The sequence below is a fragment of the Pseudomonas sp. TH04 genome (assembly GCF_016651355.1).
GTDB classification, from domain to species: Bacteria; Pseudomonadota; Gammaproteobacteria; order Pseudomonadales; family Pseudomonadaceae; genus Aquipseudomonas; species Aquipseudomonas fluorescens.
This window is the reverse complement of sequence record NZ_JAEKEA010000001.1, coordinates 18,299-33,587: the sequence shown is the minus strand read 5'-3', so window position 1 is coordinate 33,587 and position 15,289 is coordinate 18,299. Positions and strand designations below refer to the sequence as shown.

The following is a 15,289-nucleotide window of genomic DNA, read 5'->3' as shown; positions in this document are numbered from 1 at the left end:
TGCCAGTATGACTTACACAGAGATATCCAGCCGTGAAATCTTGCCCTGCGCGTTCAGGCGAAAGGTGTAGCGCAACTCCAGCGGACTGCCCGGAAAATTCCCGGACACCACGTTGCTGACCAACACCTTGCCGGTGCGATGCTGCACCTTGATCACCTCGACCCTGGGCTGATAACGCCGCCCGGTGTCTTCCATCCAACGGGCGATGGCGGCCGTACCGACTTGATGCTGCCCTTCATCGAAGACGTTGGCATCCTCGGCGAAACAGTCGGTAATGGCCGAGGTATCACGGGTATTGGCCGCAGTGATATACGCCGCAATGGCGGGGGCCAATTCAGGCAGGGACATGGCACAGCTCCTTTTTTAGCAATTTATGGCGTCATGCTAAGCCAGAGCTGTGTCAGTTTTTGTCAGGAGTAAAGGGCGCCGATTCATTCTGTTCCATCACCTTGCGCCACGCCCGTAACAGGTCGCTGCGCCGCCCCGGATAACGCGTCTCCTGGACCTCGGCGGCGGCCACCCGGTCGGTGCGAAAGGTGCGATAAGCACCGCGCAACTCGCACCACGCCACGATCACCCGCACCTCATTGAGAAAGCCCAGGGCCAGTGGCCAGATCAGCCGCTGGCTCTGGGTCTGGCTGGCGTCCGCGTACTCCATATGCAGTTTGGCTTGCTGCCGAATCGCCTCGCGAAACACGTTAAGCGGCACGCGGTTCTCCGGGTAGCCAAACCCGGGCGGCCCAGGCAGCAGCGTCGGATTACGCAGGGCTTCCTGCGCGGCAGGGTCGAGCACGTCGGCAATCTTCGCCAAAGCATTTGCGGCCGCACGGCTCAGCACGTCATCGCCACGCTGGTCCACGTAGCGCAACCCCAGCACGATCGCTTCGGTTTCCTCGGCATTGAGCATCAATGGCGGCAGAAACAGGCCGCTGCGTAACACATACCCAACCCCTGCTTCGCCGAAAATCGGCGCGCCCAGTGCAGTCAATTCAGCAATATCACGGTACAGCGTGCGCTCGGACACCTCCAATTGAGCCGCCAATACGGCAGCGGTTACCGGGCGTTTTTTACCGCGCAGGGCCTGCAACAAGGTCAGTAAACGAGTGGTACGTGACACGTCGATCCCGCCGTAAAAGAAACAGTGCCGCAGCTTAGCAGAGCACCCTGTCAGAAAATGTCAGCAGCAAACACGCACTGCTGATGAAATGAATGGCCGCGCCCCTACCGCTGGGCCAGGCAACACAGCATGAGCACCACGATGACCGGCGATTATCCGAGACGAAAAAAAACGGCCTGAACAGGCCGTTTTTTTATGGGCAGAACTTACGCAAGGCTCTTGCTGACCACCTCGAACACGTCACTCGACAGCTCACCGGACGCACGAATGCGCTCCAGCTCCGCCTTCATCAGCGCCTGGCGTGCGCTGTCGTATTTACGCCAGCGGGTCAGTGGCGCCAATTGGCGCGAAGCGATCTGCGGGTTAAAGGCGTTCAATTGGATCACCAGGTCCGCCAGGAAACGATAGCCCGAGCCATCCGCCGCGTGGAAGTTGATCAGGTTTTGCCCGGCAAACGCCCCCACCAGCGCGCGTACCTTGTTCGGGTTCTTGAGGTTGAAGGCCGGGTGTTCCATCAGCGCTTTGACCCGCGCCAGCCCGCCCGGCAAGGTGCTGCCGGCCTGTACGCTGAACCATTGGTCCATGACCAACGGGTTGTCTTTGAAGTTCTCGGCAAACACCGCCAATGCCTGGGCTTTTTCTGCCTCGAACGGTGAGTTCACCAGCACCGCCAGCGCGGTCAGGCGTTCGGTCATGTTGTCGCAGGCGTCGAACTGCTCCAGGGTCGCGGCCACTACTTCAGACTTGCCGCTGAGCATCAGGTACGACAGCGCAATGTTCTGCAAGGCGCGACGAGCAAAATGCTCGGCCGCCGCAACATACGGCGTCTGCCGGGACAGCTCGCGATTGGCCTGGTAGCGCAGCCACAGGCCTTCGAACAGGTTGTCAGCCAACTGCTTACGGGCAAACTCACGGGCAGTGTGGATGGCTTCGACATCCGCCACTTCGCTGATTTCCGTCAAGTAGGCTTCGCTTGGCAACGACAGCATTTCGGCGACCATCGCCTGATCCAGGCGCTCATCGCTGAGCACGGCGCGCAAGGCGTCGATCAGGCGTTGATCCAGCTTCAACGGCTGGCCGGCCTGATGCTGGGCGATCAGTTCCTGCAACACCTGCACCGACAGTTGCTGGCCGGCATCCCAGCGGTTGAAGCCATCGCTGTCGTGCTGCATCAGGAACATCAGTTGATCGCGGTTGTACGGGAAGCTCAGCTTCACCGGCGCCGAGAAGCCACGCAGCAGCGAGGGCAGCGGCTGTTCGGCGATCTCTACAAAGGTGAAGGTCTGCTCGGCTTCAGTCACCGAAATAACCCGGGACGTACCGCCAGCCGCGGCTTCACCGGCCAGGCGCAAGGCAATGCCGGCGCCCTTCGCATCCAGCAAGCCCAGCTCGACCGGAATCACGAACGGCAGTTTCTGCACCTTGTCCGGGGTTTCCGGGCAGCTCTGGCGGAAGGTCAGGCTGTAGGTTTTAGCCGCCGCGTCGTAGGACTCGCTCACCGCCAGACGCGGGGTTCCGGCCTGGCTGTACCAGCGTTTGAACTGAGTCAGGTCGGCGCCGTTCGCGTCTTCCATGGCCTTGATGAAATCATCGCAGGTCACGGCCTGGCCGTCGTGGCGTTCGAAGTACAGGTCGCTGCCTTTACGGAAGCCTTCTGCACCGAGCAAGGTGTGGATCATGCCGACCACTTCCGAGCCCTTTTCGTACACCGTCAGGGTGTAGAAGTTGGAGATTTCAATAAAGCTGTCCGGGCGCACCGCGTGGGCCATGGGGCCGGCGTCTTCGGCGAACTGGTGCGTACGCAGGTACGCCACGTCCTGGATGCGCTTGACCGTGGCGGAGTTCATGTCGGCGGAGAAACCCGAATCCCGGAACACGGTGAAGCCTTCTTTCAGCGACAGCTGGAACCAGTCGCGGCAGGTCACGCGGTTGCCCGACCAGTTGTGGAAGTATTCGTGGGCAACGATCGCCTCGACCCGCTGGTGCGCGGCATCGGTGGCGGTTTCGGCGCGGGCCAGCACGGCGCTGGAGTTGAAGATATTAAGGCCCTTGTTCTCCATGGCGCCCATGTTGAAGTCGTTGACCGCCACGATCATGAAGATGTCGAGGTCGTACTCACGGCCGTAGGTTTCTTCGTCCCAGCGCATGGATTTTTTCAGGCTGGTCATGGCGTGCTGGCATTTGTCGATATTTTCCGGCTCGACATAAATGCGCAGCGCCACCTCGCGGTGGGTCATGGTGGTGAACGTGTCTTCAACACACCACAGGTCACCGGCCACCAGCGCGAACAGGTACGCCGGCTTCTTGAACGGGTCTTCCCAGGTCGCCCAGTGACGACCGTCTTCACCGGGTCCGCTGGCAATCGGGTTGCCGTTGGAGAGCAGCACCGGGTAACGGTGTTGCTCGGCGATCACCGTGGTGGTGAAGGTGCTCATCACGTCCGGGCGGTCGAGGTAATAGGTAATCTTGCGAAAGCCCTCGGCCTCGCACTGGGTGCAGAACATGCTGCCGGATTTGTACAGGCCTTCGAGGGCGGTGTTGGTTTCCGGATGGATGCGCACGCTGGTGTCGACCGTGAAGGTTTCACGGCTCGGGTGCAGGGTCAGGTGGCTGTCGGTCAGCTGGTAGTCTGCCTCGGTCAGCTCCTGGTCGCCCAGGTTGACGGTCAGCAGCTCAAGCTGTTGGCCATCGAGTACCAGCGGCGGCAGGCCGGCACCGCGCTCAGGGTTGCGGCGCATCACCAACTGCGCGTGGACCAGGCTGTGGTCCTCGAACAACTCGAAGGTCAGGTGCGTCTCTTCGATCAGGTAGTCCGGCGCCTGATAGTCCTTCAGGTAAATCATCTTCGGTTGTTCGGTGCGCATGGGTGGCATCCTTTTACTGATGCACGGCGAGCTGATAGGCCGTGTACTTACGAATGTTGATAACGCCGGTATCGAAGATCAGGTATTGGCCCTTGATCCCCAACAGCGTGCCTTCGGCAATCGGGTTCTTGTCCAGGTTGAAGCTGACAATCTTGGCCGGGTATTGCTCGACCGGGTAACGGATCTCGATTGGTTCGATGTCGGTCACCGGTTGGATGGCCTGCAGGCCAAAGCGTTCCTGCAAACTCAGCAGGCCTTCAGCGCAAGAGGCAAACAGCTGGTCGCGCACCTGCTTGAGGTCCACCGATTGCGCATCGCCCTTGAGCAAGGCGCGCCAGTTGGTTTTGTCGGCCACTTGGCTGCGGAACAGGTCTTCGACAAAACCGGACTGCTGGCGGGTCGCAACGCGCATGATCGGCAGCGCCTGGCTGGCGCCCTGGTCGAGCCAGCGCGTCGGCAGTTGGGTGGCCCGGGTGATGCCGACCTTGATCCCCGACGAATTGGCCAGGTACACCACATGGTCGGTCATGCAGAATGTTTCGCCCCAGCCGGGATCACGGCAAGTGCCGGCGTCGTAATGGCAACGTTCGGGGCTCATGATGCACAGGTCACACTGGGCCAGCTTGGTCATGCACGGGTAGCAGTAACCCTGGCTGAAACTGGTTTTGGTCTTGCGGCCGCAATGGCTGCAATGAATGGCACCCAGGTATTCCAGGCGCACGTGGGTGCCGATCAACGGGTTGACCGGCACCTCGGTGTCGCCCAGACGAAACGCGTATTGAACGGTCGGCTCACCGAGTTGCGCCGACATTTTGCTGACTGCACCGCGACCGATTTCAATCAATGGATCGCATCCGACTTGAACAGAATGTTCGGCACCGGCGCCGATTTGGACGCGCATTCCTGCGGGCCCATGTAGCCGGTGCGCTGCTCTTCCGGCAGGTTCTGGATTTCCCAGGCAATCACCGCTTGCAGGGACAGCTCGCGTTGCTCGGCGGTGAGCTTGCGACCATCGGACCATTTGCCGATTTCCACGGCGAGCTTGAGGCTCTCGTAGATATCCGGGGTGATGTTTTCGATCATTTCAGCAAAAGAGGACATGAGGCTCTTCCTTATCAAATAGACGCTTTGCGGCGGCTGTAAAGCCCACCCAGCAAACCTGTCAGGCAACCGATAACCAGGCCGCCAACGTGGGCAGCGTTGGCGATTTCGCCGAAGCCGATCATCGAGACCAGCCCCGACAGGCACAGCACCAGCCAGACCAGCATCATCACCAATACCCCACGAGGCAGGCGATAGGCCGGGTTAGGCGACAATAATTGAAAAATCCAGCAATGCCCGAGCAAGCCATACAACACGCCGGACAGGCCGCCAAACAGGCCGGGGCCGCCATAGGCGTATTGAGCGTAGTTGGAGACCAGGCTGAACAACAACGTCAGGCCGAGCAGGTTGATACTGCCCTGGCGCACTTCGATGCGCCGGCCCAACTCCCAGTACCACATGCCATTCATGGCCAGGTGCAGAATGCCGAAGTGGATCAGCATCGGAGTCACCAGCCGCCACCACTGCCCCGAAGCCATCGTCTCGGCGAACGGCGTGAACTGGATGTACTCGCCCGAGACGTGAAACGGCAGGAAGGTCAGCCAGCTCATGGCTTGCAGGTTTTCGCCCAGCAGCGTCACCGCGCCGACGATCAGGCTGGCCAGCAGCACCAGCGCCGTGACCGGGCTCATGCGCAATTGCTGGACTAAGCCAGCACGCGCCACAGGCGCCTGCTCGGGAATATCCAGTTGCTGGTCCGGGTCACCGGCGGGAAAGCGCTGGTACAACACGCGCACGTCGTCGCTGATGGTCTCGGGCACCCACAACACCTGCTCCCCCGCTTCCTCGCTGACGCGATGCGGCACTTGCATGCGTTGCAGCAGTTTGACGAAGCCGCCCAGGTCGACGCTCAGTGGCAAACGCAATACAGCCACGGTACTCATGAAATCACCTCGGGCCGCTCAACGTCGACCCATACGAATTTACGCGGATCCAGTTGGGTTTCCTGGTCCAGTCGGTAGGCCACCAACTTGCCGTACAGCACCGCGCTGTAGTCCAGGCAGGCCAGGTTCGGGCGAATCGGCGCCGGTTTGCCGCTGCGCCAGTAATGGCCGACGAACAACAACGGTTCATCGACGCCGTAGCGCAGCAGGGAGTTTTTCTGCGAGGACGACAGTGGCGTACGCGCCACCGGCTCCGGCAGCGCATCGGGTTGGAACACGATGTCGCCGTAGGTTTTCGGGTCGTCTTCCCAGAACTTGGTGCGAAAGAACGAGCGCGTCAGGCCATCACCACCGGTGAGCGTCAGGCCATCCGGCAGGCGCATATCGGTGCCGCGCAACAGGCGGTCGAACGCGTTGCAGGCAAAACTGCCCGGTACGGCAGCGGCCTGCAGGAAATGCTGGTCGATGCAGCCATCCGGGAAGGTGGCGCGCAGCGGCTGGATAAAGCCGTCATCCCAGCAGGCATGCACCACACGGAAACGCCCGGCGTCGACAAACAACGGCATGTCATAGAACCAGCCGAGGAAGTCATGCCAGTCAGCCGGGTGGTGCTCGAACTGGGTCAGGGTTTCATGGATCAAGCGCGCATGGCGTGGGTTGTGCTCGCGCACGAACTGCTTGCCACTGCCCGGTGGCGCCGGTGTGCTCCAGCCCAGCGCGTTGAACTCGTGGTTGCCCATGATGCACAGCGCCTGACCGGCTTCGGCCATGTCATGCACAATATGCAGCGCCTCGCGAATGCGTGGGCCACGGTCGATGATATCGCCGAGGAACACCGCCATGCGCGACGGATGGCGCCAGGTGCCGCCCTGCTTGTGGTAACCCAATTGGTCGAGCAAGTGCTCAAGGGTATGAGCGCAACCGTGCACGTCACCAATCAGGTCGTAGCTACGCGCGGGATCAAGCATCAGTCGCCTCCACCCCCCAAGCGGCTGCCCCAGCCCAACTTGGTCCGGCACACTTCGTAGTAGTTGTGGTCCAGCGGGTGGATCAACCGCAACTTCTGTGCCTTTTTGCTCACGGTGATGGTGTCACCGGGGGCGCAGGTGAAATGGTTCTGCCCGTCGCAGGAGACTTGCGGGTAGATCTGCATGTCTTTGGACACCACGATTTTCAGCTCACTGTTGCCATCGACCACAATCGGCCTGCTGGACAACATATGGGGGTACATCGGCACGATCACAATGGCATCCAGCTTGGGATGCATGATCGGGCCACCGGCCGACAACGCGTAGGCCGTCGAACCGGTCGGCGTGGCGACGATCAGGCCGTCGGCCTTCTGGCTGCAGACGAACTGGCCGTCGATATACAACTCGAACTCGATCATCCGCGTGGACTTGCCCGGGTGCAGCACCACGTCATTGAGGGCGTCGCCCTGGCCGATGGCTTCACCGTGGCGGCGCACTTCGGCCTGCAACAGGAAGCGGTTTTCCACCAGGTAATGGCCGTCGAGCACCTTGGCGACTTCGACTTCCAGGTCATCCGGGCGGATATCCGTGAGAAACCCCAGGCTGCCACGGTTGATCCCCAGCACCGGCACGTTATGCCGCGCCAGGGCCCGGGCCGCGCCGAGCAGGCTGCCGTCGCCGCCCACCACAATCACCATGTCACAGACTTCGCCGAGCATCTTGCGCGACGAGGTTTGCAAGCCATGGCCCGGGAGGATTTCAGCGATGGTGTCTTCGAGGATCACATGCAGGTGGCGTTCCAACAGGAACTTTTTCAGCCGGCGGACGGTGTCCAGCACCTGGGTACTGCCCAGGCGACCGATAATGCCGATATTGCGAAATTGCTCCATGGGGCTCCTGCGGGATGTGGGGTGTGGCAAAAAGAACGATTATGGGCGAAAGGCTGCGTCAGGCAAAATCCTTTGTCGCCACCGGCCTTGATGACAATGTTTCTCAGCCACCCGTACCGTGCTTAAAAGGCTATGCTCGGACCATGACTGTGTTCCCAGAGTTGCTCAACCTGCCCCGCCAGTTGCGGCACCCCGAGGTGCGCGATTTGGCGTGGGTGATGCTCGCGCCCCCGATGCTTGCGCAAACGCCTTGGCCACAACGCCATCCGCTGGCCGGCAGCGACTGGGTGCAGGCGCCCGATCGTCTCGAACGCTGGTTACGCACACTCGATCAAGACAGCAGCACCTTGCAGCATTGGCTGAGCATGTCACGCACTCGCCGCCTGGGCCTGTACTACGAGCGCCTGTGGCAATTCGCCGTGCAGCATGCGCCGGGCGTGGAGTTGCTGGCCGCCAACCTGCCGATCCGCCGCGCCGGGCATACCTTGGGTGAGCTGGATATGCTGCTGCGCGACCGCGAAGGCGTGCACCACCTGGAACTGGCGATCAAACTCTACCTGGGCCCGCAAGACGGCGACGGCCATGACACCGCGCAATGGCTCGGCCCCGGTTGCCATGACCGGCTGGACCGCAAGCTGGCGCACCTTGCCCAGCATCAACTGCCGATCTCGGCACGCCCGGAAAGCCGCGCAGCCTTGGCCGCACTGGATATTCAGCAGTTCGATGCACATTTGTGGCTGGGCGGGTATTTGCTCTATCCGTGGCCGGGCCAGGCCGAACCGCCCCACGGCGCCCACCCGCAGCATCTGCGCGGGCGCTGGTTGCATCAGCGTGACTGGCGGGACTTCGTCAGCGTTAGCCCGCCGGGGCGTTGGCAACCGCTGCCCCGGCATGCCTGGCTGGCGCCGGCGCATTACCCGGCCAGTGAAGTGTGGCGCGAGGAGCAGATGCACGGCTGGCTGGCCGAACTCGAGCCAATGGCGCCGGCGCAACTGCTGGTAAGGCTGGTTCAGAACGGCGAGGACTGGGAGGAAGCCGAACGTTTGTTCCTGGTGGCGGACCTTTGGCCAAACGTTCCAGGGCTCACTTGACCTTCAAGTGCCGCGCATACCAGGGCCGCTTCGGCACGCGCTTGAACAACGCCTGCAGCCCCTCTTCTTCAGCCGCAAATGTAATCCGTAGCGCCAGCTTCATGGTTTCCGGGTCCATTTCCATCGACCGCCCCCTCTGTACACCCGGCGTGGTACTGCAGCCATGGGTGTCCGGCCCCAGCCAGGGGTCTCCCACTTCCACCCAGCGCCCCGGTGCAAACCAGGCCACACCGTTGACCTCAAGCCGGCTGACCTCGCCCGGATTAAACCGCTCATGGGCGCGGAACCAGTCTTCGATTCGGTCATCGATCCAACCGTGGAAGTGCCAGAACACCGGGTTTACATGGGATGAAAACGGGTCGCCGAGGAAATCGTTCTCGGGCGCATACCAACGCGCGGCAAAGTCCGCCGGGTCACGGGCGAACGGCACCGGTGCGCCGTTGGACGGGTCGCGGGGCACCGAGGCCCAGCGCATGTGCAACCAATCGTGCAGGCCCAGCTCCATTTCCGACCCCAACTGGCCCAAGGTCAGCCTGGCCAGGTAGCGCGGGTCGCGGTAGTGGGATTCCCACACCTGGAAGTTGCTGTGGTAGGTCTCGGCCGCCTTGATATCGCTGACCCACTGGGTGTAATCGTTGTCATCCGGCGCCGACCAGGTGGGCGGTAGTGCAAAGCCGTCATGATTATCGAAGTACCGCACAAAACCCAGGCGATCGCGCTCCAGGGCCGGTTGCGGCGCGGGGAATTGCGGCCACGACGGCAGGTCCTGCATTGAACGCGCCGTGCCGAGCATATGACGGTGCATGAAAAAGAAGTCGATGCCCGAACCATTACGGTCTTTGCGTTTGCCGCGCGCGTCGCGCTCCTGGCCGCGCGGCCCGGGTTGCCAGCCGATGCCGCGCAGGGCGTCACGCTTTTCATCGGACAGCTTGTGCCACTGGTCCCGGGAGGCGTGCCACAGCTGGTGAAACAGCCGGTGTTCGGGGGAAATCAGCCAGGCCAACAAGGTCGGGTTGAGCCCGATACGCTCGCGAGCCTCGGGAAACAGCTGCTTGTGGGCGATAAAGCGGCTGTCGCGTTCGGTCAGGGCCAGCGGGCGATTGAGGTCGAGGATCTGCCCACTGAGGGTCCCGCTGCCGGCGTTGGCGAAGTCGGCCCAAACTTCGTCGAGGCTCATCTTGAACTCATAGGCGGGCGCGCCATTGGCCGCCTCGCGGTCGATCAGGCGCCAATAGAGCAATGCGCCCTCGCCTGTCAGCAGGTCACCCAATACGCGGTAACGCGGCTCACCGTCGGCACGCAAGTTTTGCGCGGTGTCCAGGTAACCGCGCAAACCCCGCCCGCGCGGGGCGATGTCGAGCAACAATTCCAGGCCTTGCAGCGGCAAGCCCTTGAGGCCGGCGTCATGGCCTTCCAGGCGCAGGCTCCAGACGCCGCGCAGGCTGTTCGCCAAATGTTGGCCGGCAGTGTCGGCCAACTCCACCGTGGCCTCGCCCGCCGTGATGGGGAATTCTTCTTCACGCGTCAGCTCGCGATGGGCATAAAAGGCCGCCGGCACCGCAGCGCCTGTCAGCGCCAGGCCTGCGATGAAGCCACGTCGAGAGATGGTCATTGTTTACCTTAGAAAACGGCTTGATCAGAGCTAGAACGTTGGCGGCCGCGACAAATTTACCGGCGCCTCGCCCGGGCCTAAATTTCCCCCGCCAGCGCTCGTTCTTCCCTGATAGCAAAGGCCTCAACTGACTGAGATGGCAATGACAAAACCACGTTCGAAAAAGGCGCTGTATATCGGCCTGCCGCTGGCACTGGCCATCGGCGCCGGAGCCGGCTTTCTGGTTTGGGACCACTGGTTGCGCGGCAATGCCGGCTACCCGCTGGAGGTGATCAAGCAGGCCAATGAAATGCAGGACCGTCTGCTGTCGTTTGACAGCCATATCACGGTGCCGCTGGATTTCGGCACGGCCGGCAATGAAGCCGACAAAGATGGCAGCGGCCAGTTCGACCTCGCCAAGGCCGCACGCGGACGCTTGTCGGGCGCGGCCTTGACGATTTTCGGCTGGCCGGAAATCTGGAACGGCCCCAATGCGCCACACAAACCCAGCGATGGCTTTGTCGAAGAAGCCCGTCACGAGCAGGAGGTGCGCTACAAGATCATCTCCGGCATGGTGCGCGACTTTCCCAATCAAGTGGGCATCGCCTACACCCCGGACGATTTCCGGCGCCTGCATGGCGAGGGCAAGTTTGCGATCTTTATCAGCATGCTCAATGCCTACCCGCTGGGCAACGACCTCAACCAGTTGGACCTGTGGACGGCACGCGGCATGCGCATGTTCGGCTTCAGCTATATCGGCAACAACGCCTGGTCCGATTCGTCGCGCCCGCTGCCGTTTTTCAATGACTCGACCGACGCCCTCGAAGGGCTGTCGGCGATCGGCCAGCAAGCGGTGCATCGCCTGAATGACTTGGGCGTGATCATCGACGTGTCGCAAATGTCGACCAAGGCCGTTGAGCAAGTGGCGCAACTAAGCCGCACACCAATGGTAGCGTCCCACTCGGCGCCACGCGCCTCGGTGGATATTCCGCGCAACCTCAGCGACAAGGAGTTGCAACTGATCAAGAACAGCGGCGGCGTGGTGCAGGTGGTGGGCTTCCCGGCCTATTTGCGCCCCTTGAGCCAACCGACCCAGGCCAAACTCAACGCCCTGCGCGCGCGCTTCGATTTGCCCCCACTGCCTAACCTGGCCATGGCCTTGATGCCCGGCGACGCGATCATTGCCGCCTGGTCCGAGCAAAAGTTCGGCCAGTACGCCAGCGCGCTGTACGCGATTCTCGACGAAGAACCCAAGGCCTCCCTCAAGGATTGGGGCGATGCCATCGACTACACCGTGCGCAAAATCGGAATCGATCATGTCGGCATCTCGTCGGACTTCAACGACGGCGGCGGCATCCAGGGTTGGGAAAACGTCGGCGAGGTGCGCAACGTCACCGCCGAGCTGATCCAGCGTGGCTACTCCGAAGCCGACATTGCCAAGCTGTGGGGAGGCAACTTCCTGCGCGTATGGGACCAGGTACAAAAAGCCGCCAAGCCCTTGGCCAACCGCTAATCAGCCTTGAAGTAAGCCCATGACCGACCGCCGCACTTTTCTCAAGCAGGCTGGCGTACTTGCCGCCAGCCTGCCGCTGGGCGCAGCCCTGCTCCCGCACGCCACGGCAGCCGCCCCTGCGCCTGCCCGCAACGACTCATGGGCAGGGTTCAAACAGCTGTTCACCCAGGACCCGGACTACCTGCACTTTTCCAACTTTCTGGTGACGTCACACCCCAAGCCCGTGCGCGAAGCCATTGATCGCTACCGCCAGCAGATCGACCGCAACCCGGGCCTGGCGATGGACTGGGGCCTTGAGGAAACCTGGAAACGCGAAGGCCAGGTCCGCGAGTGGGCCGGGCGCTACCTGAACGCCACACCGCCACAGATCGCGCTCACCGGCAGTACCTCGGAAGGCCTCGCAATGATCTACGGCGGGATCAAGCTGCGGCCTGACCAGGAAATCCTCACCACCGAGCACGAGCACTACGCCACGCAGAGCGTGCTGGATTTTCGCGTTGCCCGGCAAGGTACGCAGGTGCGCCGAATTCGCTTGTTCGAAAATGCCCACCAGGTGTCCGTAGACGAAGTGCTTGGCAATATCGAGCGCGCCATTCGCCCCAATACCCGCGTGCTGGGCATGACCTGGGTGCAATCCGGCAGCGGCGTGAAGCTGCCCATCGGCGAGATCGGCAGGCTGGTGGAAGCCCTCAACCGCAACCGTGACGACAAGGACCGCATTCTCTATGTGGTCGATGGCGTGCATGGCTTTGGCGTGGAGAACCTGGATTTTCCGGCCATGCACTGCGATTTCTTTATCGCCGGCACCCATAAATGGATGTTCGGGCCCCGCGGCACCGGGTTGGTCTGCGCACGCGATGCCGAGAACAACTACGTGACACCGATGGTGCCGACCTTCTCCGAAGACACCAATTTCGCCACCACCATGACCCCCGGTGGCTACCACGCGTTCGAGCATCGCTGGGCGGCGGACGAGGCCTTCAAGCTGCACCTGACATTGGGCAAGGCACCCGTGCAGGCGCGTATTCACGAACTGAACACCGAGCTGAAAAACCTACTGCTGGCCCACCCGCAGATCGAACTGGTCACGCCGCGCAGCACCGACCTGTCAGCCGGCTTTACGTTCTTCCGCGTCAAGGGCCAGGACAGCGATGCCGTGGCCGCCTACCTGATGAAAAAGCGCGTGGTGGTCGATGCGGTCGACCGCGATGTCGGCCCAGTGATTCGCACCTCGCCTGGCCTGCTTAACAGCTCGGACGAGATCCAGCACTTCATGACCTTGCTGAGCCAACGGTTGTGACAGCGACTTTTTTCCTTTGAACGAGATGCCCACATGAATCCATCCCGACTCAACCCCCTGACAGCCCTGGCGTTGACCGCCCTATGCGCGGCGGCACTGCCGAATCTGGCCCAGGCCGCTACGCCGCAGCCCGGCAAGGTGTTCAAAGACTGCAAGGACTGCCCGGAAATGGTCGTGCTGCCGGCCGGCACGTTCACCATGGGCACCCCCGAAGACGAAGTCGGTCGCGAGCCCGACGAAGGTCCGATGCACGCCGTGACCTTCGCCAAACCTTTCGCCATGAGCCGCTTTCAGATCACCGCCGGCGAATGGGACAGCTATATCCGCCAGAGCGGGGTCAAGATCGCCGATGGCGACACTCGCCCCGGCCGCGAATGCATTGCCAGCAAGCCGCGCTACCCGCAAGGGCCGCGCCAACCGGCCGTATGCATGGACATGGACGACGTGAAGAACTACGTCGCCTGGCTGTCGAAAAAGACTGGGCAGCAGTATCACATGGTCAGTGAAGCCCAGCGCGAATACGCCGCCCGCGCCGGCACAAGCGGACCGTTCCCGTTTCCTTTCGATGCAGGCAAGGGCTACAGCATCGCCGAACACGCCAATACTTACGGGCCGGCGGATGGCTACAGCTATTCCTCGCCGGTCGGCAGTTACCCGCCGAATGCATTTGGCATGTATGACATGCATGGCAATGTGTATGAGCGTGTGGCCGACTGTGAACACCCCAACTACATCGGCGCGCCCACCGACGGCAGCGCCTGGGTGGAGCCGAACTGCGAGAGCTACCAGATCCGCGGCAATGACTGGGGCGAGGCGCCGGTATTTTCGCGCTCGGGCAACCGCAACAACATCTACCCGCAGACGCGCGGTGACTGGATTGGTTTTCGCGTAGTGCGCGATCTCTAAGACCGACACCCCTCAAATGTGGGCGCGGGCTTGCTCGCGAAGGCGGTGAATCAGTCGATACATCCGGCGACTGACACAGCGCTTTCGCGAGCAAGCCCGCGCCCACATTTTGCCCTGCATACCTCAGCTACAGCTCGGCTGAATCAAGCCTGCCTGGCCAGCAATTCCAAGCCTTCATGCAACGCCGGGAACAGGCTGTTGTTGAAGTTGTTCCAGCGCAATTCAAGGATGGTGTCTTGCGGCGAAATCTCGGTTTTGAGCACGTCGTGGAACACTTCACCCGAATCGATGCCGTTGTCCACGTAGTGGAACGACGCCCCGGTGAGATACAGCGGCTGCGACGGCGTGGTTGCCTTGGTCGCCCAATCCACCACGGTTTGCCCACGCGCACCGTACAAGGCATTCCAGGTGGCATAGGCCCCACGGCGCTCGTAAGGCGATTCGAGACGGGTAATCCCCGGGTGAATGTTCATGATGCGCCGCGCAAACGGGGCGCCCGGCCGCACCAGTTCATCCAGGATCACCAACAAACCATCCAACACCACGATGTCAGCCTTCAACTCCACCAGCGTGTCGTGCAAGCGGCGCTCGAAATCCTGCTTGCCGGCGATGTGTTCGGCGCTACCGCGAGGCAGGCGGCGGTAGGTGGACGGCACGCTCAGCAACAGGTCGTTGACCAGCTGCCCTTGCACCCGCAAGTCCGCCGGGTACAGCCACTGGCGGCCCGGCTGATAGGCAAAGCCGTAATCGCTGACCAACTGCTGGTCCCGTGGGTTGTGTTCGTCATCGTCGTAGACCACGCCGACCAGGTTATACGCCGCGCCCAGCGGCGTGTCGTTCAGCGACCCCACCAGAAACTCCAACACCGATTTCATGTAGCGCTCATGGTCTTTGTAAGCCACCGGCTGCCCTGCCTTGTCGGCCGCGGCATTTCTCAGGGACCACACATACACCAGGTTCTTTTTGGTCATTTTTCGCTCTCGCTGAATGGACTGCGCACAGCGCCAATACACGTGCGCCTACAGCACAAGAACGAACCAGCCCGGCGGCAATTTATGCCTGGC

At 61.9% G+C, this 15,289-nt stretch carries 14 protein-coding genes; 4 read left to right on the top strand and 10 right to left on the bottom strand.

Translation table 11 applies throughout. From position 1 onward, the window contains the following. Nucleotides 1–12: 12 nt before the first annotated feature. The 8 genes from JFT85_RS00090 to JFT85_RS00055 form a co-directional block, all read right to left on the bottom strand. Nucleotides 13–348, bottom strand: coding sequence for a nuclear transport factor 2 family protein (locus tag JFT85_RS00090; RefSeq protein WP_053256578.1), 336 nt, complete (start codon nt 346–348; stop codon nt 13–15). A 52-nt stretch (nt 349–400) separates the two neighbouring features. Further along, a complete protein-coding gene (locus JFT85_RS00085) occupies nt 401–1,117 on the bottom strand; it encodes a helix-turn-helix transcriptional regulator (protein ID WP_053256579.1) in 717 nt (238 codons plus the stop codon). A 206-nt stretch (nt 1,118–1,323) separates the two neighbouring features. Then, entirely contained in the window at nt 1,324–3,981 is a 2,658-nt protein-coding gene (pepN, locus tag JFT85_RS00080) for an aminopeptidase N (protein ID WP_201228709.1), read from the bottom strand. 13 nt (nt 3,982–3,994) lie between these two features. Next, the gene (locus JFT85_RS00075; RefSeq protein ID WP_053256581.1) at nt 3,995–4,825 is read right to left on the bottom strand and encodes a DUF2797 domain-containing protein; all 831 of its coding nucleotides are present in this window, start codon (nt 4,823–4,825) and stop codon (nt 3,995–3,997) included. Beyond that, nucleotides 4,822–5,082, bottom strand: coding sequence for a YeaC family protein (locus tag JFT85_RS00070; protein WP_017138108.1), 261 nt, complete (start codon nt 5,080–5,082; stop codon nt 4,822–4,824). Before JFT85_RS00070 ends, JFT85_RS00075 begins: the two co-directional genes overlap by 4 nt. Nucleotides 5,083–5,096: 14 nt before the next feature. Beyond that, nucleotides 5,097–5,966, bottom strand: coding sequence for a rhomboid family intramembrane serine protease (locus JFT85_RS00065; protein ID WP_053256582.1), 870 nt, complete (start codon nt 5,964–5,966; stop codon nt 5,097–5,099). Then, nucleotides 5,963–6,937 (bottom strand): metallophosphoesterase, encoded by a 975-nt coding sequence (locus JFT85_RS00060; protein WP_162232025.1) that lies wholly within the window; start codon nt 6,935–6,937, stop codon nt 5,963–5,965. The genes JFT85_RS00065 and JFT85_RS00060 overlap by 4 nt, the downstream gene beginning before the upstream one ends. After that, nucleotides 6,934–7,824 (bottom strand): NAD(+) kinase, encoded by an 891-nt coding sequence (locus JFT85_RS00055; RefSeq protein ID WP_010210870.1) that lies wholly within the window; start codon nt 7,822–7,824, stop codon nt 6,934–6,936. The genes JFT85_RS00060 and JFT85_RS00055 overlap by 4 nt, the downstream gene beginning before the upstream one ends. A 143-nt stretch (nt 7,825–7,967) precedes the next feature. Between JFT85_RS00055 and JFT85_RS00050 the strand changes: the two genes are divergently transcribed. Further along, on the top strand, nt 7,968–8,915 hold the full coding sequence (locus JFT85_RS00050; protein WP_053256584.1) for a DUF1853 family protein: 948 nt from the start codon (nt 7,968–7,970) through the stop codon (nt 8,913–8,915). Here the strand turns inward: JFT85_RS00050 and pvdP are convergent. Continuing rightward, a complete protein-coding gene (pvdP, locus tag JFT85_RS00045) occupies nt 8,908–10,527 on the bottom strand; it encodes a pyoverdine maturation tyrosinase PvdP (RefSeq protein ID WP_069552788.1) in 1,620 nt (539 codons plus the stop codon). The two genes, JFT85_RS00050 and pvdP, sit on opposite strands and share 8 nt — an antisense overlap. A gap of 142 nt (nt 10,528–10,669) precedes the next feature. On the opposite strand from pvdP, the gene pvdM reads away from it, so the two are divergent. The 3 genes from pvdM to pvdO are packed head-to-tail and all read left to right on the top strand — an operon-like array spanning nt 10,670 to nt 14,225. Beyond that, on the top strand, nt 10,670–12,019 hold the full coding sequence (pvdM, locus tag JFT85_RS00040; RefSeq protein WP_053256586.1) for a pyoverdine-tailoring dipeptidase-like protein PvdM: 1,350 nt from the start codon (nt 10,670–10,672) through the stop codon (nt 12,017–12,019). 19 nt (nt 12,020–12,038) lie between these two features. Next, nucleotides 12,039–13,319, top strand: coding sequence for a pyoverdine-tailoring periplasmic protein PvdN (gene pvdN, locus JFT85_RS00035; protein ID WP_069552790.1), 1,281 nt, complete (start codon nt 12,039–12,041; stop codon nt 13,317–13,319). A gap of 33 nt (nt 13,320–13,352) precedes the next feature. Then, a complete protein-coding gene (gene pvdO, locus JFT85_RS00030; RefSeq protein ID WP_053256588.1) occupies nt 13,353–14,225 on the top strand; it encodes a dihydropyoverdine dehydrogenase in 873 nt (290 codons plus the stop codon). Between the two features lie 143 nt (nt 14,226–14,368). Here the strand turns inward: pvdO and JFT85_RS00025 are convergent, their stop codons facing one another. Next, entirely contained in the window at nt 14,369–15,196 is an 828-nt protein-coding gene (locus JFT85_RS00025) for a N(5)-hydroxyornithine transformylase PvdF (protein ID WP_053256589.1), read from the bottom strand. Between the last annotated feature and the right edge of the window lie 93 nt (nt 15,197–15,289).

What these genes read in the sequence shown, in the direction of transcription:
- pvdO (WP_053256588.1), top strand. Translation starts at nt 13,353, where the DNA reads ATGAATCCATCCCGACTCAACCCCCTGACAGCCCTGGCGTTGACCGCC.
- JFT85_RS00055 (WP_010210870.1), bottom strand. Translation starts at nt 7,824, where the DNA reads ATGGAGCAATTTCGCAATATCGGCATTATCGGTCGCCTGGGCAGTACC.
- JFT85_RS00025 (WP_053256589.1), bottom strand. Translation starts at nt 15,196, where the DNA reads ATGACCAAAAAGAACCTGGTGTATGTGTGGTCCCTGAGAAATGCCGCG.
- pvdN (WP_069552790.1), top strand. Translation starts at nt 12,039, where the DNA reads ATGACCGACCGCCGCACTTTTCTCAAGCAGGCTGGCGTACTTGCCGCC.
- JFT85_RS00090 (WP_053256578.1), bottom strand. Translation starts at nt 348, where the DNA reads ATGTCCCTGCCTGAATTGGCCCCCGCCATTGCGGCGTATATCACTGCG.
- JFT85_RS00070 (WP_017138108.1), bottom strand. Translation starts at nt 5,082, where the DNA reads ATGTCCTCTTTTGCTGAAATGATCGAAAACATCACCCCGGATATCTAC.
- pvdM (WP_053256586.1), top strand. Translation starts at nt 10,670, where the DNA reads ATGACAAAACCACGTTCGAAAAAGGCGCTGTATATCGGCCTGCCGCTG.
- JFT85_RS00050 (WP_053256584.1), top strand. Translation starts at nt 7,968, where the DNA reads ATGACTGTGTTCCCAGAGTTGCTCAACCTGCCCCGCCAGTTGCGGCAC.
- pepN (WP_201228709.1), bottom strand. Translation starts at nt 3,981, where the DNA reads ATGCGCACCGAACAACCGAAGATGATTTACCTGAAGGACTATCAGGCG.
- JFT85_RS00065 (WP_053256582.1), bottom strand. Translation starts at nt 5,966, where the DNA reads ATGAGTACCGTGGCTGTATTGCGTTTGCCACTGAGCGTCGACCTGGGC.
- pvdP (WP_069552788.1), bottom strand. Translation starts at nt 10,527, where the DNA reads ATGACCATCTCTCGACGTGGCTTCATCGCAGGCCTGGCGCTGACAGGC.